Origin of the sequence: Bradyrhizobium sp. B124, assembly GCF_038967635.1 — a bacterium.
GTDB lineage: Bacteria > Pseudomonadota > Alphaproteobacteria > Rhizobiales > Xanthobacteraceae > Bradyrhizobium.
Genome location: NZ_CP152413.1, coordinates 8,613,842 through 8,638,210, shown reverse-complemented (window position 1 = coordinate 8,638,210; position 24,369 = coordinate 8,613,842). Strand labels below are relative to the sequence as shown.

The following is a 24,369-nucleotide window of genomic DNA, read 5'->3' as shown; positions in this document are numbered from 1 at the left end:
CGTTTTCGGACACCCCATGGAATATTCCCCAAGCGACCTCAGCCAGCGCGAACGCTACAAGGTGCTGACCTCCTTCGTGCTGCCACGGCCGATCGCCTGGGTGACGAGTCTCGGCGCCGACGGCGTGGTCAACGCGGCGCCGTTCTCGTTCTTCAACGTGTTCTGCGAAGACCCGCCGCTCTGCATGTTCGCGGTCAACCGAAGACCCGACGGCCGCGAGAAGGACACGCTGGTCAACATCCAGCGCCTGGGCGAGTTCGTGGTCAACCTCACCGACGAGCCACTGGCGCGCGCGATGCACGAGACCTCCGGCGATTTCCCGCCCGAGATCGGCGAGCCCGATTATCTCGGCCTCAAGCTCGCGCCCTCAAGCAGGATCGCGGTGCCGCGGCTTGCCGACGCGCCGTTCGCGATGGAGTGCAAGACCTGGAAGCTGATCGACGTCAATGGCGACCGCCAGCTGATCATGGGCGAAGGCATCCACTTCCACATCCGCGACGAATTGTGGGACCGTAACGCGATGCGCGTCCATATGGAGCGTTACCACCCGATCGGCCGCATGTTCGCCGACCGCTACTGCCGCACCGACGACCGCGTGGTGTTTCCCGCGGCCGCGGGTGCGGCGAAGAAATCATGAGGACAAGACAATGAGCGAAGCATTCCGCGACAACGAGGCCCAGAGCCGGTTCGAACTCGCCGTCGATGGCACCACCGCCTTCGTGGTCTACCGCAAGACGCCGGATACGATCACGCTGGTGCATACCGAGGTGCCGGCGGAGCTCGGCGGCCGCGGCATCGGCTCCAAGCTCGCCCGTGCGACGCTCGATGCCGTCCGCGCGCAGCACATCAAGCTCGTCGTGAAATGCGAGTTCATCCAGGGCTTCATGAAGAAGCATCCGGAGTACGACGATCTGCTGGGGTGACGCGCCGATGCGTAGGGCGGGTTAGCGCAGCGTAACCCGCCGCTCCGGCCGAGAGAATGGCGGATTACGCTACGCTAATCCGCCCTACAAGGTTGTGAAGCTACGACGCCGCCTGATCGCCGATCTTGTCTTGCGTCCTGGTCTCGAAATCGCCGGCGTCATGGCGCTCATGCAGCTGGCTCGACGGCTCGCCCCAGGTGCGGTTGACCATGCGGCCGCGCTTCACCGCGGGCCGCGCCGCGATCGCGTCGGTCCAGCGCTGCACGTTCTTGTAGTCCTGCACCGAGAGGAATTCGCCGCCACCATAGAGCAGGCCCTTGGCGAGGCTGCCGTACCACGGCCACACCGCCATGTCGGCGATAGTGTAGACATCGCCCGCGAGATACTCGTTGTCGGCGAGCCTGCGGTCGAGCACGTCGAGCTGGCGCTTCACCTCCATCGCGAAGCGATCGATGGCGTATTCGATCTTGGTCGGCGCATAGGCATAGAAATGCCCGAAGCCGCCGCCGAGATAGGGCGCGGAGCCCATCTGCCAGAACAGCCAGGAGAAGGTTTCCGCGCGGGTCTTGACATCAGTGGGCAGGAACGCGCCGAATTTTTCCGCAAGGTAGACCAGGATCGAGCCCGACTCGAACACCCTGATCGGCTCAGGCCCGCTGCGGTCCATCAGTGCCGGGATCTTCGAGTTCGGATTGACCGCAACGAAGCCGCTGCCGAACTGGTTGCCGTCGATCTTGATCAGCCAGGCGTCGTACTCCGCGCCCTTGTGACCGGCCGCCAGCAGCTCTTCCAGCATCACGGTGACCTTGACGCCGTTCGGCGTCGCCAGCGAATAGAGTTGCAGCGGATGACGGCCGACCGGCAATTCCTTGTCATGGGTCGGACCGGCGACCGGGCGGTTGATGCTGGCGAAGCGCCCGCCGCTCTCCTTGTTCCAGGTCCAGACTTTCGGCGGCTCGTAGGCAGAGGTGTCAGTCACGTCGTTGGCTCCCGATTTATGTTTTTCCAAAGGCTGGGCCGGCGACCGTCGTGCCCATCCGCATGCTCGCACTAGATGGTGGGCGCGCTCGGCTTTGCCCAGCCCGTGCTCTCGCATTTTCTACCTTGCGGAATGCATCGCGAGGGATGCAGCCAGAGCAGCGCCTGCGCGCAAGATTGCCGTAGTGGAAACCAGCTTGGCTTGACCATCCATGATGCGCTAGCGTCGCGGAAGCCTGATGCCAACAAGCACAAAAGACGGCTGCCGGGGAGAAAACCAACCCATGAAATCACCGATCTGCGACATGCTGGGAATCGAATTCCCCCTGCTCGCCTTCAGCCATTGCCGCGACGTGGTCGCGGCGGTCAGCCGTGCCGGCGGCTTCGGCGTGCTTGGCGCAACCGCGCATTCGCCGGAGACGCTGGAGCAGGAGCTGAAGTGGATCGACGCGCATGTCGACGGCAAGCCCTATGGCATCGATGTGCTGATCCCGGAAAACATCTCGACTGCGGGCGAGAAGAACGTCACCTGGAAGAGCCTCGAGGCGCGTGTCTCGCAGGAGCATCGCGACTTCACCCGCAATCTGCTGAAGAAGTACGACATCGAGCTGACCAGCCGAAACGTCGCCGACAACCAGCCGCAACCGTTCGACGCCGAGACTGCGCTGCAATTGCTCGAGGTCTCGTTCCGCCATCCGATCCGGCTGATAGCCAACGCGCTCGGCGTGCCGCCGAAGGCGATGATCGAGATGGGCCGCAAGCACGGTGTGCCGGTAGCAGCGCTGATCGGCTCCAAGGAGCATGCGCTGCGCCAGGTCGCGGCCGGCGTCGACATTCTGGTCGCGCAGGGCACCGAGGCCGGCGGCCATTGCGGCGAGGTCTCGACCATGGTGCTGGTCCCCGAGGTGATCAAGGCGGTCAGGAAGATCCGCGACATGCCGGTGCTTGCCGCCGGCGGCATCATGACCGGCAGCCAGATGGCGGCCTGCATGGCGATGGGCGCGGCCGGCGCCTGGACCGGCTCGGTCTGGCTTGCCACGGTAGAGTCGGAAACCTCGGAGATCTTCCGCGAGAAGATGATCGCGGCGTCCTCGCGCGACGCCATCCGCTCCAAGGGCCGCACCGGCAAGCCGGCGCGGCAGCTCCGCTCGGTGTGGACCGACGCCTGGGACCGTGCGCCGGACAGCCCCGGCGCGCTGCCGATGCCGCTGCAAAGCATCATCAGCCGCGACGCCTTCAACGCCATCGACCGCGCCGCTGCCGCCGGCAACGAGAAGGCGCGCGATCTCGTCAGCTATTTCGTCGGCCAGGGTGTCGGCCTGATCGACAGCGTGAAGTCGGCCGGCGCCGTGGTGCAGGAGTTCAAGGAAGATTTCGTCGAAGCCGTCGAGCACATGAATGCGCTGGTGGCGGAGTAGCACAACAGCACAACCGTCATTGCGAGGAGCGAAGCGACGAAGCAATCCGCCTCTCCCCGGGTCGAGATATGGATTGCTTCGCTTCGCTCGCAATGACGCCTAGAACAACCATCGAGTCCAATATCCCAGAGTGAAGCAACAAGAATGTCGAACAGCATCCCCGAAGACCGCATTCCCGTCATCGTCGGCGTCGGTGAGGTCGTCGATCGTCCCAAGGACATCGCCGCCGGCCTCGAGCCGCTCACTTTGCTCGAAGAGGCGCTGAAGCGCGCCGAGGCGGACAGCGGCGCAAAACTGCTCGCCGATGTGCAATCGCTCGACGTCGTCAACTTCCTGAGCTGGCGCTATCGCGATCCCGAGAAGCAGCTGGCGCAGCGGCTCGGCATCGCGCCGGCGCATCTCTATTACGGCCCGGTCGGCGGCGAGAGCCCGATCCGCTACCTGCACGAGGCGGCGCAGCGCATCGCGCGCGGCGAATGCAGCGTTGCCGCGGTGTGCGGCGCGGAGGCGCAGTCGACCGCGACCAAGGCGCAGCGCGCCGGCGTCGAACTGCCGTGGACGCCGTTCGCCCATGACGTGGAGGAGCCGAAGCGCGGCGCCGCATTCCAGAAGCCGCTGGCGGTTGCGCTGGGCGTGTTCCGGCCGATCACGGTCTACCCGCTCTATGAGTCCGCGACCTCGGCGCATTGGGGCCAGACGCCGCGCGAGGCGCTGAAGGAGTCCGGCGAGTTGTGGTCGACCTATGCGCGGGTTGCCGCCGACAATCCGAACTCCTGGCTCAAGAAGCGCTTCAGCGGCGACGAGATCACCACGGCGACGCCGGACAACCGGATGATCGCCTGGCCCTACACCAAGCTGATGGTGGCGAATCCGATGGTGAACATGGGCGGCGCGCTGATCCTGACCAGCCTGGCGAAAGCGCGCGCGGCCGGCGTGCCGGAAGACAAGCTGATCTATCCGCTCGGCGGCGCCTCGGCCGAAGAGCCGCGCGACTATCTGATCCGCGATCAGTTCGTCGAGAGCCACGCACAGAATGCGGTGCTGAAGGCGGTGATGGACCTCGTCGGCGGAGACGGCAGGAAGTTCGACGCGATCGAGCTCTATAGCTGCTTCCCCTGCGTGCCGAAGATGGCGCGGCGGACGCTCGGCTTGGGCGCCGACGTGCAGCCGACCGTGACCGGTGGTCTGACGTTCTTCGGCGCGCCGCTCAACACCTACATGACGCATTCGGCCTGCGCGATGGTGCGCAAGCTGCGCGGCTGCGGCACGCTCGGCCTGCTCTACGGCCAGGGCGGCTTCGTCACCAAGCATCATGGCCTCGTGCTGTCGCGCGCGGCGCCGACAGCCGCGCTCGAGCAGGACACGAGCGTGCAGGCGGAGGCCGACCGCAACCGCCGCAACGTGCCCGACTTCACTGCGGAGGCGACAGGGAAAGGCAAGGTCGAGGCCTTCACCGTGATCTATCGCGCCAATGGCGAGGTCGAGCACGGCGTCACCATGCTGCGCACCGAGGACGGCCGCCGCACCCTCGGCCGCATCCCGGCAAGCGACACCGCGACGCTGACGCATCTGCAGGATATGGACCGCACGCCGGTCGGCACCACGGGCAACATTGTCACCGCCGGTGATGGCGTGCAGGAATGGCGGGTGGGGTAGCACTTCCTGCCGCGCCACAAACTCCGCCGTCATCCCTGCGCAAAGGCTTCGCCTTTGTCGCTGGAGGTGCGAGCGGAGCGAGCCTACCTGTCCGCCTTACCCCTTCACATCCTGCTTTTCCGACGCGGTCGTCGGCTTGCTCTTGGCACCGGCACCGGTCACGCGGACATGGTCGCCGTCAGCGAGGCCGTCCGGCGGAGCGGTGATGACGCGGTCGTCGGGGGCGAGTCCCGAGGCGATCTCGATCTCCTTGCCGAGGTCGCGGCCGATCTTGACGGTCTTGAACAGCACCTTGTCATCGGGGCTGACGGTTGCGACGCGCAGGCCGCTGCTGTTGAAGATCAGCGCGCTGGCGGGAATGCTGAGCGGCGCGGCCTCGCGCTGCAAATTGAGCTTCACACTGGCATAGCTGCCCGGCATCAGTTCGCCGGAGGAATTGTCGAGCCCGAGCTGCATCCGCGTGGTGCCGGAGGCGACATCGACCGCCTGCGAGGAGGCTTCCACCGTCGCCTGGAACGTGCGGTTCGGGTAATCCGGCATCACCAAGGAGGCCTTGGCGCCGATCTTGATCGCCGGAACGTAGTTCTGCGGCACGTTGACGTAGACGCGCAACTTGGTGATGTCCGAGATCGTGAACATCGCGGGACCCGAGTTGCCGCCGGCGTTGATCAGCGCGCCGACGTCGGTGTCGCGCGAGGTCACCACGCCGTCGAACGGCGCCGTGATCTTCTTGTAACCGGCGAGCGCTTCCAGCCGCTCGACATTGGCCTGGCCGGACCTGACCGCACCGTTCTTGTTGGAGAGGTCGGCGGTGCGCTCGTCGATCTCCTGGGCGGAGACGAAGTTCGAGGCCACCAGTGTCTTGCGCCGGGTCAGCGTCGCCTCGGAGAGCTTGGCTGAGGCCTGGGCGCTGGCGAGATCGGCGCGCGCCTGCAGCAATTGCTGATCAAGGTCGGGCGCCTCGATCTCGGCGATCACCTGGCCGGCCTTGACGCGGGCGCCGATGTCGGCGTCCCAGTTCTTGAGATAGCCGGACACCCGGGCGAAGATCGGCGCACGGGAATAGGCCTCGAGCCGACCCGGCAGGTCGATCGTGGGGCTCAGCGCCTTGGCGTTCGGCAGCGCCACGGCGACGGTCGGAATGGCCTGGTCGTCGGTCCATTCCTTCAGCCTTGTGTCCTGCTCCTCACGGGCGCGGATGCCGGTGCCGACGATCAGCCCGGCGCCAACCAGTGCAACCACGCCGAATATGCCCAATTTCCGGCGAGACACCGGTGGGCGCTGTTCAGTGGGCTGCATGCGGAATCTCCGATGAGGCGGCGGCTTTGGCGCCTTGCTTCTTGTGTACCATACTGAATACCACGGGAACAAACATCAGCGTCGCGAAGGTTGCAAAGATCAGGCCGCCGATCACGGCGCGGCCGAGCGGCGCGTTCTGCTCGCCGCCCTCGCCGAGCCCCAGCGCCATCGGCGCCATGCCGATGATCATGGCGAGCGCCGTCATCAGCACCGGGCGGAAGCGGACGAACCCGGCCTCCAGCGCCGCCGCGACGGGATCGCCGAGTTCCTCATAGCGCTCGCGGGCAAAGCTGATCACGAGCACGCTGTTGGCGGTCGCGACGCCCATGCACATGATGGCGCCCGTGAGCGCCGGAACCGACAGCGTGGTCTGGGTCGTGAACAGCATCCAGACGATGCCGGCAAGTGCTGCGGGCAGCGCCGTGATGATCACGAACGGATCCGACCAGGACTGGAAGTTCACCACGATCAGGAAGTAGATCAAGACGACCGCGCCGAGCAGGCCGAACAGCAGGCCGGTGAAGGCCGAGTTCATGGTCTGCACCTGACCGAGCAGCACGACCGAAGAGCCCTTCGGCACTTCCTTGGCGGTGTCGGCGATCAGCTGGCGCACGTCGGTTGCGACGCCGCCGAGATCGCGGCCTTGCGTCGTGGCGTAGATCTGCACCAGCGACTGGATGTCGTATTGCGACACCACCGCGCTCGAGGTCGCGCGCTTGATGTCGGCGATGCCGCCGAGGATCGGCGCCTGGGTGTTGCCGGTCGCGGTGATCGGCAGCGTCTGCAGCGCGCTCAGCGAGTCGATCTGATATTGCGGCGTCTGCATCACGATCGAGTAGGACACGCCGTTATCGGGATTGAGATAGTAGGTCGGCGCGACCTGCGAGGAGCCGGCGAGATTGACGACCAGCGAGTTGGTGACGTCGCGTTCGGTCAGGCCAACATATTGCGCACGGGTGCGGTCGACATCGATGTTGAAGGTCGGATTGTTCGGCGACTGCTGGATCCGCGCGTCGGCGATGCCGGGGATGCGCTTGATCTTGGCTAGCAGCTTGTTGGCGTAGGCGAAGTTGGCGTCGAGATTGGCGCCGCGGATCTGCAAATCGATCGGCGCCGGCGCGCCGAAGTTCAGGATCTGGCTGACGATGTCGGCCGGCAGGAACGCGAAGCTGGTGCCCGGGAACAGCCGCGGCAACTGCTCACGCAGCGTGCGGACATGCTGCTCGGTCGGCTTGTGGCCTTCCTTCAGGCGGATCTGGATGTCGCCGTCCTGCGGACCGATCACGCCGGTGTTGTTGTAGGTCATGTTGATGCCGGAGATCGGCATGCCGATGTTGTCGGTCATGGTCTCGATCTCGCCGGGGACCAGCTTGCGGATCGCCTTCTGGATGTCGGCGAGCTGGTTGGCGGTCTCCTCGACGCGGGTGCCGACCTGGGTGCGGACATGCATCAGGATGTTGCCGGCGTCGACCGACGGAAAGAAGTTGCGCCCCAGGAACGGCACCAGCACGAACGACGCGGCGACGACCGCGAGGAAGCCGGTCACGAACACCGTGCGATGACCGAGCGCCATCGCGAGCAGGCCGCGATAACCGCCGCGGATGCGCTCGAACCGCGCCTCGAACCCGCGCTGGAACCAGACCAGCGGATTGCGCGACTTCGGCGGCGCGCCGTCGTGATGGACATGCGCCTGCAGCAAATAGTTCGCCATGGTCGGCACCAAGGTGCGCGACAGGATGAACGACCAGATCATCGCGAACATGACAGCTTCGGCCATCGGCACGAACAGGAACCGCGCCACGCCGGTCAGGAAGAACATCGGCACGAACACGATGCAGATGCAGAGCAGCGAGACGAAGGCCGGCGTCACGATCTGGTTGGCACCGTCGAGGATCGATTGCTCGACCGGCTTGCCCTGCTCGAGATGGTAGTTGATGTTCTCGATCGTCACCGTGGCGTCGTCGACCAGGATGCCGACCGCGAGCGCAAGGCCGCCCAGCGTCATGATGTTCAGCGTCTCGCCGATCAGGGACAGCATGATGATGGCCCCGAGCACCGACAGCGGGATCGACACCGCGATGATGACGGTTGAGCGCCAGCTGCCGAGGAACAACAGGATCATCACGCTGGTGAGCAGCGCCGCGATCACGCCCTCGAAGGCGACGCCGGTGATCGCGCCGCGGACGAACACCGACTGGTCGCCGATGAAGCCGATCTTGAGCGCGTCCGGCATCTGGTCCTTGACGTCGATCACCTTCTGCTTGATGCCGGAGATGATATCGAGCGTCGAGGTGGCGCCGGCCTTCAGCACCATCATCAGCACCGAACGGTTGCCATCGACATGGACGATGTTGGTCTGCGGCGGGTTGCCGTCGCGGACGGTGGCGACGTCACGCACATAGACCATTGCGCCGTTGACCTGCTTGATCGGCAGGTCGCCGAGCTCCTCCATCCGGAGCGGCGAATTGTTCAGGTTTACGGTGTATTCGAAATTGCCGATCTTCTGCGTGCCGACCGGCGTGATCAGGTTTTGTGCCGCGAGCGTGTTGGCGATGTCCTGGCCGGACAGGCCGCGCGCCTGCAGCGCGGTCGAATTGAGATCGATCTGGACCTGGCGCTGCTTGCCGCCGAACGGATACGGGATCGCGGCGCCAGGCACCGTGACCAGCGGCGTGCGCAGCTGGTTGATGCCGATGTCGGCGAGGTTCTGCTCGGTCAGGCCTTCGCCCGACAGTGCGACCTGGATGATCGGAACCGTCGAGGCGCTGTAGTTCAGGATCAGCGGCGGCGTCGCGCCCGGCGGCATCTGCTTGAGCAGGGTCTGCGAAATCGCGGTGACCTGCGCATTGGCGGTGCGGATGTCGACATTGGGCTGGAAGAAGATCTTGATGATGCCGAACCCGTTATACGAGTTGGCGGTGATGTGCTCGATGTCATTTACCGTCGTGGTCAGTGCGCGCTGGAACGGCGAAGTAATGCGGCCGGCCATCTGGTCGGGCGGCAGACCGGTGTACTGCCAGACCACGCCGATCACGGGGATACGGATGTCGGGAAAGATGTCGGTCGGCGTGCGCAGCGCCGCCAGCGGTCCGATGATCAAGAGCAGGATCGCGAGCACGACGAAAGTATATGGCCGGCTCAGCGCGATACGGACCAGTGCGATCATAAAAGCAGCATTCCCGAAATGAAGCCCGCCCCGGGCAGAGGAATCGACATTGCAAAAGCCGTTCCGCAGCGGCCGATTTACCCGATGACGGGCAAAACGCCAACCGGCGGAGCCGCGGCGGCCTTCACTTCCTTGGCATAGTACGTGAAGCCGTGCGCTCCGATCGGGTACGCCGGACGCAGTGCCGCCGATCGCGCGCGCATCATCGTCAAGAAAGAGACGGCTCTGCTGTGAATATGCGCTGGCCGAGCACGCCGTTTCGGCCGTCACGAGGCTAGCGCATCGCTGCTCTGCGAAAATGTAGAGCGTGGCGAGCCCGCCGGCTCACCACACCGGGATCGGTTGCCCCGACAACGATGTCTGTACGGCCGAACCGGCGGCGCCCGATCAGGCGGCGCGGACGGCGTTGAGGAACTTGCCGACTTCGAGCTTGAGGCGGCTGCTGTCGCCCGAGAGCGACTGCGCCGCCGACAGCACCTGGGTCGACGCCGAGCCGGTCTCATTGGCGCCGTGCTGCACGTCGGTAATGTTGGCCGAGACCTGCTGGGTGCCCTGCGCCGCCTGCTGCACGTTTCGGGATATTTCTTGCGTCGCCGCGCCCTGCTCCTCGATCGCGGCGGCAATGGCGGACGAGATCTCCGACAGCCGCTCGATGGTCGAACCAATGGCGCGGATCGCGGTCACGGAGTCCTCGGTCGCAGCCTGGATGCCGGAAACCTGCTGGCCGATCTCTCCCGTCGCCTTTGCGGTCTGCTCCGCGAGTGCCTTCACCTCCGATGCCACGACAGCGAAACCACGTCCGGCCTCGCCGGCGCGCGCCGCCTCGATGGTGGCGTTCAGCGCCAGCAGATTGGTCTGACCGGCGATGGTGTTGATTAGCTCGACCACGTCGCCGATCCGGGCGGCAGCCTTCGACAGCTCCCCGACCCGGTCGTTGGTCGCACGGGCCTGGTTGACGGCATCGCCCGCCATCCGGGCAGACTCCTGTACCTGCCGGCTGATCTCGTTGACCGAAGATGACAGTTCCTCGGTTGCGGACGCCACCGACTGGACGTTGGTGGTGGCCTCCTCCGAGGCCGCAGCGACGGTGGTGGCAAGGTTTTGCGAACGCTCGGCGGTCGAGGTCAGCGTGGTCGCCGACGCTTCGAGCTCGGTCGAGGCGGATGCGACGGTCTCGACGATCTCGCCGACCGCGCGCTCAAAGCCATCGGCAAGCTGCAGCATGTCGGTGCGGCGCTGCGCGGCGGCGCGCGCTTCGATCTCCTTCTGCTCGCGCTCCATCCGGACCTTGGCAAGGCCGTTGTCCTTGAACACGAGCGCGGTCTTGGCGACGTCGCCGACCTCATCGCGGCGATCGGTGCCGTGCACCGGGATGTCATATTGGCCATTGGCAATCTGCTGCAGCATCGCGACGACGGCACGGATCGGCTTGGCGACACCGTATTGTCCGACGACGAAGCCGAACAGCAACCCGAGCAGGACCCCCGAAGCAGCAAGCAGGATCAACAGCTCCGAGGTCGATACGTACTCCTGCTCACTGGCCTTGACGTTGTCCCTGACCCGCTCGTCCTGGCGGTCGGCGACGGCCCGAACCCTGGCCTGAAGCTCTTCCGCGGCCGCGCGGCTCTTCATCGCGACATCGCGCAGTTTCTCGGCGGACTGGGTCAGGTCGACCGCCTTCGCGCTCTCGACCGTGTCAAGCGTCTGCTTCAGCTGGGCCCGATAGGCCGACAGCGCCGATCGCACGCCGGGCAGCAGCGCGATGGTTTGCGGGTCCTGCGTCTTGCTGATCGTGGCGAGGCGCTCCTCGAGCGACTTGAACTGCTCATCGATCAGCGATCGTGCCGCAAGCCGGTTCTCGTCGCGCGGATCGAGCGCGCTGCGGAATTCGGCGCGATTGATCGCGAGCACGTTCTGGTTGGCCTCAGCCGACAGCAACGCGCGTTCCGCAGCGCGCGCGGTGACGACGCCGCGTTCGCTGAGCGATTTCAACGAGGAGATCCCGAGATAGGCGAGCATCCCGGCGATGATCGAGAGACCGCCCACAATCGCCAGTATCTTCGTGAGAATGCGGAATCTCGCCAGGAACATCATCCGGTGCCTCGTTTGGATTTGGATTTCGCGATTCTGTGCGGGTGGTCGCGTCGCGCCACAGCAGGTTACCGCGCGCGGAACTACGGTTCGTTAATCACACATTCAGTGGAACTACTGAGCACCGCATCCAGGCAAAGAAAAATGCCCGGCCTTTCGGCCGGGCATTGTTCGATGGTCAGAGATTCGGCCGGCGTCAGGCCGCGCGGACGGCGTCGAGGAATTTGCCGACCTCGAGCTTGAGGCGGTTGCTGTCACCCGAGAGCGACTGTGCCGCCGACAGCACCTGGGTCGAAGCCGAGCCGGTTTCGTTGGCGCCATGCTGCACGTCGGTGATGTTGGCCGAGACCTGCTGGGTGCCCTGCGCCGCCTGCTGCACGTTGCGGGAAATCTCCTGCGTTGCCGCACCCTGCTCTTCGACCGCGGCGGCGATGGTGGAGGAGATCTCCGACAGCCGCTCGATGGTCGACGAGATCTCCTTGATCGCGCCGACCGACTCCTGGGTCGCGGTCTGGATGCCGGCGATCTGCTGGCCGATCTCGCCGGTGGCCTTCGCGGTCTGCTCGGCCAGCGCCTTTACCTCGGACGCCACGACCGCGAAGCCGCGACCGGCTTCACCGGCGCGCGCCGCCTCGATGGTGGCGTTCAGCGCCAGCAGATTGGTCTGGCCGGCAATCGTGTTGATCAGTTCGACGACGTCGCCGATGCGCGCGGCGGCCTTCGACAGCTCGCTGACGCGATCGTTGGTGGTGCGCGCCTGGCCGACGGCATCGCCCGCCATCCGCGCCGACTCCTGGACCTGGCGGCTGATCTCGGTCACCGACGACGACAGCTCTTCGGTCGCCGACGCCACCGATTGCACGTTGGTCGAGGCTTCCTCGGACGCAGCGGCAACCGAGGTGGTCAATTCCTGCGAACGCCTTGCGGTCGACGACAGCGTGCTGGCCGAGGCTTCGAGCTGGGTCGAGGCCGACGACACGGTCTGCACGATCTCACCGATCATCTGCTCGAAATTGCGGGTGATGGTATCGACCCGGCGCCCGCGCTCGATCTTGGCTTCGGCGTCGGCGGCGGCGGCCTCATCGGCAGCCTTCTTGGCGACCAGGGCCTCCTTGAACACCTGCAATGTGTCGGCCATGGCACCGATTTCGGTCTTCTCGCCCCGATGCGGCACTTCGGCGGTCAGGTCGCCGCGGCCGAGCGCCTGCATCGGGCTCACGATCGAGGCGATGCCCGACGAGATGTCGCGGACCGTGTAGAGGCTGACGCCGACCGCGATCAGGATGGCAAAGCCGAGGATCGCCGCCACCATGATCAGGGCCGAGCTGTAATTGTTCGCAGCGTCCTGCGCGGCCTTGTCGGCACCGGCGTTGTTGAAATCGATGTCCTTGTTCAGGATCTCGTCCGCCTCGAGACCGATCTTGTTCACGACCTTGGTGTTGAGCTCGTGCGCCTCATGCGGAAGCTTGCCGGCTTCCTTGCGCGACAGGCTCATCACCTCCTCGGTGCCCTTGCGGTACTTGTCCCAGGTGTCGGACCACTGCCGGTAGAGCGCCCGCTCTTCGGGTGAAGTGATCATCGGCTCGTACTTGACCCGCGTCTTGGCGGTCATCTCGACGACGCTGGCGAGTGTCTTTTCGGCCGCTTGCTTCTCCTCGAGCGTTTCCGAGAGCATGTGCTCGCGGATCACGTTGCGATAGGTGATGACCCCGGCGCGCAGCTCGCCGAGCACGCGCACGCTCGGCAACCAGTTGGTCGTGATGTCGACGGTGCTGGCGTTGATCGCCCGCATATTCCAGACTGCAAGCAGGCCCATGCCCGTCAGTGCGACGAGCAGGAACGCAACCGCGGCAATGATCTTGGCGCGGATCGAGAATTTGGCGAACATCGTGGGGTCTCATGGGTGCCGGGCTCGCGAGGCCCGTTCGTGCGGAAAGAAGACTGTTGGCGCGGCGGTGCGCCGCAGATATCAAAGCCAGCCCCCCTCCTTAAGTAGGGTTAATTTGCTTCACCGTTGAACTACGGAGATATCAGTCATCAGCCCGACATGATGCGCGACAGGCGCATCATGGCATCAATGCCAGCGCGTCCGAGAAGAACTCCGGCCCGCCGAAATTGCCTGATTTCAGGGCAAGCACCATCTCGCTTTTTCCAGCACCGACCGCGCGCAGAACCGGCACGCCCGCAGCGATTTCCGCCCCGACCAGGAATCCCGGGATACCCAGGCGATCGACCACAGCGCCCGAAGTTTCACCACCGGCGACCACCAACCTGTGCACGCCCGACCGCACCAGCCCCTCCGCGAGGTCGGCCATCGCCTGCTCGATCGCATGTCCGGCTGCATCGCGGCCATGACGGGATTGCAGAGCAGCCACCTCCTCCGGAGTCGAACTGCTGGCAATCAGGATTGGCCCCATGCCGAGCCGCTCTTTGGCCCAGGCGAGCGCGCGCTCGGCCTCGTCCCTGCCGGCGATCACCCGCTCGGGGTCGAGGTGCAGGACCGGCATCACCTTCTCGGCGCTGGCGATCTGGCGCAGGGTCGCCTGCGAGCAACTGCCGGCGAGGCAGGCGGCCGGCCCGCCGATCGCAGCGCTGGTCACGGCATTCACTTCAGCCGATTTGGCCTTGCCTTCGGCGACCAGCGCCCGCGCCAATCCAAGCCCGATGCCGGAGGCGCCGACCGAGAGACCGTGATCCAGCGCCACCTGCCCGATGGTTTCGAGGTCGCGGTCGAACACCGCGTCGACAATCGCAGCGCCGATGCCGCTGCGCGCAAGCTCGGCGAGCTTTGCCCGAACGGCCTCGGTGCCGCGGCTCAGCGTCGCCAGATCGACCAGGCCGATCTTGGTCGTGCTCTGGCGCGCGAGCACGCGGACCAGATTGGAATCATGCATCGGGTTGAGCGGATGGTCCTTCAACGGGCTCTCGTTCAGCGGCACCGAGCCGACGAACAGATTGCCCTGGTAGACGGTGCGGCCGGTTTCCGGGAAAGCCGGCGTCACCAGCACGACATTGTCTTTGGAGTCGGCGCGCAACGCGTCCATCACCGGACCGATATTGCCGGCATCGGTGGAATCGAAGGTCGAGCAGATCTTGAACAGGATATGCCCGGCGCCGCGGTCGCGCAGCCAGCTCTCCGCGGCGCGCGAACGCGTCACGGCGAGGCCGGCCTCGATCGAGCGGCTCTTCAGCGACACCACGACGGCGTCGACCTCCGGCAGCACGAGATCGTCGGCGGGCACGCCGATGGTCTGCACCGTGCGCAGGCCGGCGCGGGTCAGCGTGTTGGCGAGGTCGGAGGCGCCGGTATAGTCGTCGGCGATGCAACCGAGAGACAGGTTTCCGGCTCGCGTCACGGCTTCACTCCGGCATAGGGCTTGAACCAGGCGAGACCGTCGGTGGTCTTGCCGCGCGGATTGTATTCGCAGCCGACGAAGCCGCCATAGCCGAGCCGGTCGAGCTCACCGAACAGGAACGGATAGTTCAGCTCCTCGCCGTCGGGCTCGTTGCGCGAGGGGATCGAGGCGATCTGGACGTGGCCAATGATCGGCATCATCTCGCGCAGCCGCACGGTGACGTCGCCATGGATGATCTGGCAGTGATAGATGTCGAACTGCAGCTTGAGGTTTGCGATATCAAGCTCGTTGATAAGGTCGCGCGCGAAGATGAAGTCGTTGAGGAAATAGCCGGGCACATTACGCGAATTGATCGGCTCGATCACGACGTCGAGGCCGTGCGGCGCGAAGAACTCCGCGGCATAGACGACCGATTTGCGAAACGCCGCAACCGCTTTGGCATCGCTGCGGTCGGCGATCCCGGCCATCAGATGCACGCGCTTGACGCCGGTCGCCTGCGCATAAGGCAGCGCGGTCTTCAGGCTCGCTTGCAAATCGGCGAAACGATCGGGCAGCGCGGCAAACCCCTTCTCGCCGGCGTTCCAGTCGCCCGGCGGCAGGTTGAACAGCGCCTGCGTCAGCCCGGCGGCCTTCAGCCGCTTGCCGACCTCCTCGGCCGGATGGTCGTACGGAAACAGGAACTCGACCGCGGTGAAGCCCGCTTTCGCTGCCGCCTCGAAGCGGTCGAGGAACGGGACCTCGTTGAACATCATGGTGAGGTTGGCGGCAAAGTGGGGCATCGCAGGATCCTGTTATTTCGCGCCGGGAAGCTTGGTGCCGGTGACCTGCGCATACATCCGCGCCACCGACGCATCGTCGTCGCGGCCCATCCCGGCGGCTGATGTCATCAGGAACATCTGCAGCGCCGCGGCCGACACCGGCACCGGGAAGCGCGCATTGCGCGCCATGTCCTGGATGATGCCGAGGTCCTTGACGAAGATCTCGACCGCGCTGCGCGGCGCATAGTCGCCGTCGAGCACATGCGGGATGCGGTTCTCGAACATCCAGGAATTGCCGGCGGAGGCCGTGATCACCTCGTAGACCTTGCGGATATCGAGGCCCTGCTTGGCGGCAAAGGCGATCGCCTCCGAGGCGGCGGCAATATGCACACCGGCCAGCAGCTGGTTGATCATCTTGAACGCGGCGCCCTGCCCTGCGGCATCGCCTAGCTCGTAGAGCTTTGCCGCCATCGCATCCAGCGCCGGCCGCGCCTTCGCGAACGCCGCCGCGCTGCCGGAGGCCAGAATCGTCAGTTCACCCTGCGCCGCGCGCTGCGCGCCGCCGGAGATCGGGGCATCGAGATAGTGCCGCCCGGTCGCCTCGAGCTGCTTGGCGAGCCGCCGCGCGATGTCGGGATCCATGGTCGCCGAGGAGATGAAGACCGCGTCCTTGGCCAGGGTCTCGGCGGCGCCGTCCTTGCCGAACAGGATGGCTTCGGTCTGCGCCGCATTGACGACGACGCTGACGACGATGTCGGCATCCCTGGCCGCTTCGGCCGGCGTTTTTGCACCCTTGCCGCCATCGGCGACGAAGCGCGCGACGGCATCGGCCGAGACGTCGCAGCCGGTCACCACTAGGCCGGCGCGCTTGAGCGAGGTCGCCATGCCGTATCCCATCGAGCCCAGCCCGATGACAGCGACGTGCGGTGTTGCGGAACTGGACATGCGGCGATCCTCAAATTTTTACTTGATTGCACATGAAACGGTTTCCACTCTTCCGGATCACGCGCGTTGCTGCTTGCCTATCACGCCTTGGCCGTGCTGCCAAAGCATGAGACAAAGCGGAAAACGGATAGCGCCAAGACAAAAACGGGCGGACGAAACCGGGTGGGCAAAAGCGGATGAGCGAAACAAAGCTTCGTGAGGATATCTGCCGCTTCGGCCGCTCGCTGTTCGAGCGTGGGCTGACGCCGGGCTCCTCCGGCAATATCAGCGTCCGGCTCGACGACGGCGGCTGGCTGGTGACGCCGACCAACGCCTCGCTCGGTTTCCTCGATCCGGCGAAAATGTCGCGGCTCGACGCCGACGGCCGCCTGATCTCCGGCGATGCCCCGACCAAGGAAGTGCCGCTGCACACCGCGCTCTACCAGACCCGCGCCAGCGCCGGCGCGGTGGTGCATCTGCACTCGACCCATTCGGTCGCGCTTTCGATGCTGCCCGACATCGACCCGCGGGCCGTGCTGCCGCCGATGACGGCCTATTACGTCATGAAGTGCGGCCAGACCGCGCTGGTGCCCTATTATCGCCCCGGCGACCCCGCCGTTGCCGACGCGATCAGGGGGCTGGCCGGGAAATATTCATCGGTGCTGCTCGCCAATCACGGTCCCGTCGTCTCCGGCGACACGCTGGAAGCCGCCGTGTTCGCGACCGAGGAGCTGGAGGAAACCGCAAAGCTCTATCTGTTGCTGCGCGGGCTGAACCCGCGCTATCTCTCGCCCGAACAGGTGGCGGATTTGACGAAGGTGTTCGGGCTGACGCTGCCGGAGCACGGGCATTAACTCGTAGCCACATATTCCGGCGTCATCCCCGCGCAAAGGCGAAGCCTTTGTCGCTGGAGGTGCTCGCCGCCTTCGGCGAGCCTCGAAGGATGGGGTTACGGCAGTGCATGCGGCCATCCTTCGAGGCGCGCAAGGGCGCGCACCTCAGGATGACGTGGGCGCGCGTGGAGAGATCCTGCAGGCTACAGCCCCAGATACGCCTTGCGCACGTCGGGATTGCCGGTGATCTCGGCGGCGGTGCCCTGCATCAGCACGCGGCCGGTTTGCAGGATGTAGGCGCGGTCGGCGATCTCCAGGCACTCGGCCATGCGCTGCTCGACGATCAGGACCGTCATGCCGGCGTCGCGGATGCGCTTCACGGCCTGGAATATCTCGTCGACGAGTTTCGGCATGATGCCCTGCGACGGCTCGTCGAGCATCAGGAGCCGCGGCCGCGTCATCAGCGCGCGGCCGATCGCGAGCATCTGCTGCTCGCCGCCGGACAACGTCTCCGCGCGCTGCTCCAGCCGCTCGCCGAGCCGCGGGAACAGATTGAACACCAGATCGAGCGGCGCATCGCGGTCGGATTGGCTGCGATAGAGATAGCTGCCGAGCCGCAGATTGTCGCGCACCGAGAGCCGCGGAAACAGCCGGCGGTTCTCCGGCACGAAGGCGATGCCATCAGCGGTGATGACGTGCTGCGGCTGGCCATCGATGCGCTTGCCGTCGAAGGTGACGGTGCCTGCGCGCGGCCGCTCGGCGCCGGCGATCGATTTCAAAAGCGTCGACTTGCCCGCGCCGTTAGCGCCGGCGACGCAGACGATCTCGCCCTTGGTGACGTCGATCGACACCGAGGAGATCGCAACCAGGCCCTGATAGGCGGTGGTGACTTCACGCACCGACAGCATGACGATCCCCGAGATAGGCAGAAATGACTTCTGGATTGCGGACGACCTCGGTCGGCTTGCCCTCGACCAGCACCTTGCCGAGATTGAGAACGATGGCGCGGTCGACCAGCGGCATCACGATTTCCATCACATGTTCGACCATCAGCACGGTGACGCCGGTGGCGCGCACCTTGCGCACCAGCTCGACGCCGGTCTGTGCCTCGACCGGCGTCAGTCCGGTCAGCACTTCGTCGAGCAGCAGCAGCTTCGGCTCGGTGGCGAGCGCACGGGCGACTTCGAGTCGGCGCTTCTCAGACGGGACGAGATCGGCGGCAAGCTTGTCGGCGCGCGCCGCAAGTCCGCAGAACTCAAGGACCTCATAGGCCTTCTGTCGCGCGATGCGCATCTTGGTGTTGCGGATCAGCGCGCCGACGATGACGTTGTCGATCACCGTCATGGTCTCGAAACTCTTGACCACCTGAAAGGTGCGCCCGACGCCGCGCTGGCAGCGCTCCGCCGCCGGCAGCTTTGTCACGTCCTCGCCGTCGAACATGATCGAGCCTTGGGTGGGCGGCAGCACGCCCGCGATCAAATTGAACAGCGTCGATTTGCCGGCGCCGTTCGGGCCGATCAGGCCGACGATCTCGCCGCGGCCGACCGAGATCGAGACGTCGCTGTTGGCGACGAGGCCGCCGAAGCGCTGCCAGACGCCGCGGGTTTCCAAGAGCGGGGTTTCCAAGAGCGCCGTCATCGCGCGGCCTCCTTGCGCCCGGAGAGCATGCTGAACACGCTGACAAGCCCCTTCGGCAGTGCCAGCGAGATCGCGACGATCAGCGCGCCATAGACGATCAGGTCGACGCCGCGGCCGGAACCGCCGACAAAGGACCGCGTCAATTCAGTGAGCGGGATCAGGATCACGGCGCCCAGCACCGGCCCCCACAGCGTGCCGATGCCCCCTAACACGGCGGGCAGCGCCATCAGTAGCGAGAACTGGAAGCCCATCACGCTTTCGGGGTCGATATAGGAGACGAACTGGGCGTAGAAGCTGCCGCCGACCGCGACGAGGAAGGCCGAGACCGCCGCCGCGCCCATCTTGGAATTGAATACGACGACGCCAAGGCTTTCGGCAGCATCCGGATTATCCTTCACCGCGCGCCACCAATAGCCCCATTTAGAGTCCTCAAGCCACCAGGTGACGAGCCAGGCGACGCAGGCCAGCGCCAGCGCGAAATAGAAGTACGGCAGCTTCGAGCGGGTGAACTGGAATTTCAGCCAGCTGTCGCCGCGCACCGGGATATCGATGCCGAGGGCTGCGCCCGCCCAATCCCAGTTCTGGATCAGGAGCAGCGCGATCTCGGCGATCACGATGGTCGCGATCACGAAATAATGCCCGCGCAGGCGGAAGCAGGGATAGCCGAGCGCCATCGCGATCACGGCCGAGATCGCCCCGCCCGCCAGCATGCCGAACCACGGCAGCACGCCGAACTTGGTGAACAAGAGAGCGGTGGTGTAGGCGCCGAGCCCGAAATACAGCGCATGGCCGAGCGAGATCTGTCCGCAATAGCCGGACAGGATGTTCCAGCTTTGCGACAGCGCGGCATACATCAGGGTCAGGACCATGATGTTCTGGACGTAGACGTCCTTGACGAACAGCGGCACCAGCGCTGCGATCACCGCAAGGCAGGCCGCCACGATCAGGTCACGCCTGCGGCGTTGGGCGAAGTGGGTGTCCATCACATCGATCCGAACAGGCCACGCGGGCGGATGAAGACGACCAGGAGATAGACGGCGTAGATGCCGACCGATTTCAGCGACGGCGGCAGGATCATCGCGGTGGTCGCCTCGACCAGGCCGACGATGATGCCGCCGGCAAAGGCGCCGAACACGCTGCCGAAGCCGCCGAGCGCCACGGTGACGTAGGCGATCAGCGCAAACGACGCGCCAACGTCGGGATAGATATAGAAGAAGATCGCCATGATGGCGCCCGCCAAGCCGACCAGCGCCCCGCCAAGGCCCCAGCCGAGCGCGAACACCCGGTTCTTGTCGATGCCGACCAGCGCCACCGCGCCGGCGTCCTCGCGCGTCGCCTCGAGCGCGCGGCCGAAATCGGTGCGGTTGATGAAGAAGTAGAGCGCGACGAAAGCCGCGATCGACAGCATCGCGCCGATCAGCTGCGGCTCCGGCAGATAGATGCCGCCAATCGAGATCGTCTTGCCGCCGACCCAGGAGTTGGTGACGCTGCGGTAGTCGGGCGTGAAGAAGAACTGGGCGAGGCCCCGCATCACGATCGCAAGACCGAAGGTGGAGAAGATCTGCACCATGCCGGCATTGGCCTTGGCGCGCATCGCAAAGCGGACCACGAGCAGGTAGACCACCGCGCCGAACACGAACAATGCCGCGGCGACCAACGGCGCCGCAAGCAAGGGATCGATCGCGAAGAACGCGAACAGAAAGAAGGTCACGTACATCGCGATCATCAGGAATTCGCCGTGCGCGAAATTCACGACGTCCATCAATCCGAAGATCAATGCGAGGCCGGCGGCGATCAGTCCGTAGAGCAGCCCCATCAAGAGGCCGCTCGCCAAACTCTGGATAATGGTCTCGGCTGTCACCGCTGCGCCCCAGTCAACATGTTTCTCCCGCGTCGTCCTGGCGAAGGCCAGGACCCATAACCACAAATGCATCGGTAGAAGGACCAACAACCAATCATCGCAAAACGCCTGCCTGTGTTACGCGATGAGTGCACGCACTCGCGCGGGGGGTCCCGGGTCGCGCTTCGCTTGCCCGGGACGACGTAGGGACGCGTCCGCCCGATCAGCTGTTCATCGGCCAGATCGCCTCGGAGACGGCGGCCTGCTCGGGGAAGATCGTCACGAAGTTCTTCGCGGTATATTGCAGCAGCACCGGATCGGCGAAGTTGTTCTGCCCCATCTCGTCGAACTTGACGCGCCGCCACGGCATGATGGTCACGTCGCCCGGCATGTCGGTGGCGACCAGCGCCTCGCGTATCTTCTCGCCGTCGGTCGACTTGGCGCGGTTGATGGCGTCGGCCATCACGATCAGACCCATGAACTGGCGCGACGAGTAGTCGTTGAAGTCCTTGCCGGACTTGGCGCGGTACATCTCGTTGATGAGTCCGACCATCGGCCGCTTCTGCGCCAGGTCGAGCGAGAAGCTGCCGCGCGAGATCACGCCCTCGAGCTTGTCGCCGACCGCGTCATACGTCGCCTTCTCCGAGAAGCCGGCATCCTGCGCCATGATGTTCTTCGGCTTGTAGCCGAGCTCTGCCATGGTCTTGACCAGCAGGATCGAGTCGGTGGTGTAGCTCGACGGCATCAGAACGTCGGCATTCGCCGCCTTGAGCTGCTGCACCTCAGCGGTCAGCGATGGCGAGTTGGCGCGGTACTTGATGTCGGCCACGATCTTGTAGCCGCGCTCGCCGGCGAGCTTGGTCTGGGCGTTCGCCGAATCGGTGCCGAAGATGGTGTCCTCGTGGAACAGCGCCAGGGTTTCGATCTTCTGGCCCTTCTTCTTCATCGCATCGAAGAAGTCGAACATCGCGGCCGAGAACATCTCGTCATGCGGCGAGGCGCGGAAGTAATACTTCAGGCCGCGGCGATGCAGGCTCGGCGAGGAATTGTCGGCCGAGATGAACGGAACGCCGTAGCGCTCGCAGGTCTGGCTGACGGTGACGGCAACCGCGCTCTGATAAGTGCCGACGACGGCACAGACCTTCTCCTGGGTGATCAGGCGCTCGGTCTCGGCGCGGCCCTTCTGCGGATCGGCCTGGTGGTCGGCGAACACGAGGCGGACCTTGGCGCCGCCGAGGCCGGACAAGCCCTCGCCCTTGGCGAGCGGCAGCGCGAAATCATAGTTCTTGTTGATGATCTCGGCCGCGGTATTGAAGGCGTGCTGCGCGTCGACGCCGATCGCGGCGCTGGAGCCGGACAGCGGATAGATCACGCCGATTGCAACTTCGCTTGTCTGCGCGCGCGCGGCCATCGGACCGAGCGCAGCGGCGGCAGTGGCACCCAGCAACACGTTACGGCGAGAGATCGTCATCGAAATTCCCCTTAGGTCAGCTTGTTATTATCGATGTGATGCTTGTAGCGCGCAGTAAAGCCTCAATGAATTGCACGAATTGCCTATTCAGAGCACAGCGAGCTGCCTGTTCCTGAGATCGGTCACCAGCATCAGGCCCGGCGAATGCGTGATTGCGAACGGCAGCTTCGCACTTGCGATCACCGATTGCGGCGTGACGCCACAGGCCCAGAACACCGGGATCTCGTCATCGGCGACCGGCACCGCATCACCATAGTCGGGCTTGGCGATATCCTTGATGCCGATCGCATGCGGGTGGCCGAGATGGACCGGTGCGCCATGCACCGACGGGAAGCGCGAGGTGATCTGCACCGCGCGGATCGCATCCGCCGGCTTGAACGGGCGCATCGACACCACCATCGGTCCCGCGAACGGCCCCGACGGCTGGCAGGCGATGTTGGTCCGGTACATTGGCACACGCAGGTTGCGTTCGATGTGACGGATCGGCAGCCCGTCCTCCAGCAGCGCTTCCTCGAACGAATAGGAGCAGCCGAGCACGAAGGTGACGAGATCGTCGCGCCAGTATTTGGTGATGTCAGTCGGCTCGTCCGCCACCTCGCCGTCGCGCCAGACCCGGTAGCGCGGCACGTCGGTGCGGATGTCGAGGTCGAGGCCGAGCGCGGGGATTCTGGGATCGCCAACGTCGGACATGCCGATGATCGGGCACGGTTTTGGATTGAGCTGGCAGAAGCGGTGGAAGGCGCCGGCGAGTTTCTCCGGCAGGATCGCCAGATTGCCCTGGACGAAACCGTTGGCGAGCCCGGCCGTGGTGGCCGAGGCCATGCCGTTGCGGCTGGCGCGCCGCGCTTCGACGCTCGCCAGCACCGGCTCCCCCTGAGATCGCTGCACTGCCGCAAAAACAGTCATGGGATTCTCCTGCCCATAATCTCGACAAGGACAAACCAACACCAAGCGTGATATAATGTCTAATCGTCCTTTCTAATCAAAATCGATAAATAGAATTTATCGATCGGGGATATGCTTCCAATGACGGACTTCCGCTCGATCGAAACCTTCCTCTGGGTCGTCAAGCTCGGCAGCTTCCGCGGCGCCGCCCAGCGGCTCAACACCACCCAGCCGGCGATCTCCCAGCGCATCGCCCAGCTCGAGCGCGAGATGGGGGTCAAGCTGTTGAACCGCGATCACCGGGTGGCCTCGCCGACGCCGAGCGGGCGGCTGATGATGACCTACGCCGAGAAGCTGATCGGCCTGCGTTCGGAGATGATGGCGGAGGTCGGCGACCGTTCGGCGATGCGCGGCGCGCTGCGGCTCGGTGTCGCGGAGACCATCGTGCACACCTGGCTGCCGCGGCTGGTCAAGAGCGTCAACGAGATCTACCCGAACCTGTCGCTGGAGATCGAGGTCGACATCACGCCGAACCTGACCCCGCGACTGCTGGCGCAGGAGATCGAGCTCGCCTTCGTGCTCGGACCGGTCTCGGCGTCCGGCGCGCACAATCATGTACTGTGCGATTACCCGATCGGCTTCCTGGCGAGCCCGTCGCTCGGCCTCGGCCCCGGCCCGGTGGCGCGGCGGGATCTGGCGCGGTTTCCGATCATCACGTTTCCGCGCAAGACTCAGCCCTATGAGACCGTGCGCGCGCTGTTCAATGCCCCCGATCTGCCGCCGATCCGGCTGCACGCCTCGACCTCGCTCGCGACCGTGATCCACATGGCCAATGAAGGCCTTGGCATTGCGGTGATTCCGTCGGCGATCGTCGAGAACGAACTCGCAGACGGCCGCTTGCAATTGCTCGATACCGACCTCAAGCTGCCTCCCCTCACCTTCACCGCGAGCTGGCTCGCCTCCCCCGATGCGGTCGCCATCGAACGTGTCGCCCATCTCGCCAGGCAGATCGCGCAGGCGAGCGTGGCGGTTGACGCGATGGAAGCGGCGCGCCATTGAACGAGTGCCGGATAATCAAACGTCATTCCGGGATGGTCCGAAGGACCGGACCCGGGATCTCGAGATTCCGGGTT

At 65.2% G+C, this 24,369-nt stretch carries 20 protein-coding genes; 6 read left to right on the top strand and 14 right to left on the bottom strand.

What is annotated here, in order from left to right; all coding sequences use genetic code 11:
• Window positions 1-16 precede the first annotated feature (16 nt).
• Complete coding sequence (locus tag AAFG13_RS40350; protein WP_342710456.1) at window positions 17-637, top strand: flavin reductase family protein; 621 nt, start codon at window positions 17-19, stop codon at window positions 635-637.
• Between the two features lie 10 nt (window positions 638-647).
• The gene (locus AAFG13_RS40345; RefSeq protein WP_342710454.1) at window positions 648-923 is read left to right on the top strand and encodes a GNAT family N-acetyltransferase; all 276 of its coding nucleotides are present in this window, start codon (window positions 648-650) and stop codon (window positions 921-923) included.
• Between the two features lie 100 nt (window positions 924-1,023).
• Here the strand turns inward: AAFG13_RS40345 and yghU are convergent, their stop codons facing one another.
• Window positions 1,024-1,902 (bottom strand): glutathione-dependent disulfide-bond oxidoreductase, encoded by an 879-nt coding sequence (gene yghU / locus AAFG13_RS40340; protein WP_212311167.1) that lies wholly within the window; start codon window positions 1,900-1,902, stop codon window positions 1,024-1,026.
• Between the two features lie 283 nt (window positions 1,903-2,185).
• On the opposite strand from yghU, the gene AAFG13_RS40335 reads away from it, so the two are divergent.
• Together AAFG13_RS40335 and AAFG13_RS40330 are read left to right on the top strand one after the other, a co-directional pair.
• Window positions 2,186-3,319, top strand: coding sequence for a nitronate monooxygenase (locus tag AAFG13_RS40335; protein ID WP_342710453.1), 1,134 nt, complete (start codon window positions 2,186-2,188; stop codon window positions 3,317-3,319).
• Window positions 3,320-3,463: 144 nt separating this feature from the next.
• Window positions 3,464-4,975 carry an acetyl-CoA acetyltransferase gene (locus tag AAFG13_RS40330; protein ID WP_212311169.1) on the top strand — a complete coding sequence of 504 codons (1,512 nt, stop codon included), beginning with the start codon at window positions 3,464-3,466 and terminating at the stop codon, window positions 4,973-4,975.
• A gap of 96 nt (window positions 4,976-5,071) precedes the next feature.
• Here the strand turns inward: AAFG13_RS40330 and AAFG13_RS40325 are convergent, their stop codons facing one another.
• The 7 genes from AAFG13_RS40325 to ltnD all read right to left on the bottom strand — a co-directional run bounded on the left by AAFG13_RS40325 (window position 5,072) and on the right by ltnD (window position 16,590).
• Window positions 5,072-6,274: an efflux RND transporter periplasmic adaptor subunit gene (locus tag AAFG13_RS40325; RefSeq protein ID WP_342710452.1), complete on the bottom strand. Its 1,203-nt coding sequence runs from the start codon at window positions 6,272-6,274 to the stop codon at window positions 5,072-5,074.
• Complete coding sequence (locus tag AAFG13_RS40320) at window positions 6,261-9,440, bottom strand: efflux RND transporter permease subunit (RefSeq protein ID WP_342710451.1); 3,180 nt, start codon at window positions 9,438-9,440, stop codon at window positions 6,261-6,263. The genes AAFG13_RS40325 and AAFG13_RS40320 overlap by 14 nt, the downstream gene beginning before the upstream one ends.
• A gap of 387 nt (window positions 9,441-9,827) precedes the next feature.
• A complete protein-coding gene (locus AAFG13_RS40315) occupies window positions 9,828-11,534 on the bottom strand; it encodes a methyl-accepting chemotaxis protein (protein WP_212311172.1) in 1,707 nt (568 codons plus the stop codon).
• 193 nt (window positions 11,535-11,727) lie between these two features.
• A complete protein-coding gene (locus tag AAFG13_RS40310; protein WP_092125055.1) occupies window positions 11,728-13,419 on the bottom strand; it encodes a methyl-accepting chemotaxis protein in 1,692 nt (563 codons plus the stop codon).
• A gap of 178 nt (window positions 13,420-13,597) precedes the next feature.
• Complete coding sequence (otnK, locus tag AAFG13_RS40305; protein ID WP_342710450.1) at window positions 13,598-14,887, bottom strand: 3-oxo-tetronate kinase; 1,290 nt, start codon at window positions 14,885-14,887, stop codon at window positions 13,598-13,600.
• Window positions 14,884-15,666, bottom strand: coding sequence for a 2-oxo-tetronate isomerase (otnI, locus tag AAFG13_RS40300; protein ID WP_342710449.1), 783 nt, complete (start codon window positions 15,664-15,666; stop codon window positions 14,884-14,886). Before otnI ends, otnK begins: the two co-directional genes overlap by 4 nt.
• 12 nt (window positions 15,667-15,678) lie before the next feature.
• Window positions 15,679-16,590 carry an L-threonate dehydrogenase gene (gene ltnD / locus AAFG13_RS40295; RefSeq protein WP_212311176.1) on the bottom strand — a complete coding sequence of 304 codons (912 nt, stop codon included), beginning with the start codon at window positions 16,588-16,590 and terminating at the stop codon, window positions 15,679-15,681.
• Between the two features lie 176 nt (window positions 16,591-16,766).
• On the opposite strand from ltnD, the gene AAFG13_RS40290 reads away from it, so the two are divergent.
• Window positions 16,767-17,423 carry an aldolase gene (locus AAFG13_RS40290; protein WP_212311177.1) on the top strand — a complete coding sequence of 219 codons (657 nt, stop codon included), beginning with the start codon at window positions 16,767-16,769 and terminating at the stop codon, window positions 17,421-17,423.
• 182 nt (window positions 17,424-17,605) lie between these two features.
• On the opposite strand, the gene AAFG13_RS40285 is transcribed toward AAFG13_RS40290, so the two are convergent.
• From AAFG13_RS40285 to AAFG13_RS40260, 6 genes are all read right to left on the bottom strand, one after another.
• Window positions 17,606-18,310, bottom strand: a complete 705-nt coding sequence (locus AAFG13_RS40285; RefSeq protein WP_212311178.1) for an ABC transporter ATP-binding protein — start codon at window positions 18,308-18,310, stop codon at window positions 17,606-17,608.
• Window positions 18,294-19,040 (bottom strand): ABC transporter ATP-binding protein, encoded by a 747-nt coding sequence (locus tag AAFG13_RS40280; RefSeq protein WP_342710448.1) that lies wholly within the window; start codon window positions 19,038-19,040, stop codon window positions 18,294-18,296. Before AAFG13_RS40280 ends, AAFG13_RS40285 begins: the two co-directional genes overlap by 17 nt.
• A complete protein-coding gene (locus tag AAFG13_RS40275; RefSeq protein WP_092125047.1) occupies window positions 19,037-20,023 on the bottom strand; it encodes a branched-chain amino acid ABC transporter permease in 987 nt (328 codons plus the stop codon). Before AAFG13_RS40275 ends, AAFG13_RS40280 begins: the two co-directional genes overlap by 4 nt.
• The gene (locus AAFG13_RS40270; RefSeq protein ID WP_342710447.1) at window positions 20,023-20,901 is read right to left on the bottom strand and encodes a branched-chain amino acid ABC transporter permease; all 879 of its coding nucleotides are present in this window, start codon (window positions 20,899-20,901) and stop codon (window positions 20,023-20,025) included. Before AAFG13_RS40270 ends, AAFG13_RS40275 begins: the two co-directional genes overlap by 1 nt.
• 202 nt (window positions 20,902-21,103) lie before the next feature.
• A complete protein-coding gene (locus tag AAFG13_RS40265; RefSeq protein WP_176532652.1) occupies window positions 21,104-22,351 on the bottom strand; it encodes an ABC transporter substrate-binding protein in 1,248 nt (415 codons plus the stop codon).
• Window positions 22,352-22,438: 87 nt separating this feature from the next.
• Complete coding sequence (locus AAFG13_RS40260; protein ID WP_342710446.1) at window positions 22,439-23,257, bottom strand: putative hydro-lyase; 819 nt, start codon at window positions 23,255-23,257, stop codon at window positions 22,439-22,441.
• A 120-nt stretch (window positions 23,258-23,377) separates the two neighbouring features.
• Between AAFG13_RS40260 and AAFG13_RS40255 the strand changes: the two genes are divergently transcribed.
• The gene (locus tag AAFG13_RS40255; protein ID WP_212311182.1) at window positions 23,378-24,295 is read left to right on the top strand and encodes a LysR family transcriptional regulator; all 918 of its coding nucleotides are present in this window, start codon (window positions 23,378-23,380) and stop codon (window positions 24,293-24,295) included.
• Window positions 24,296-24,369: the final 74 nt, after the last annotated feature.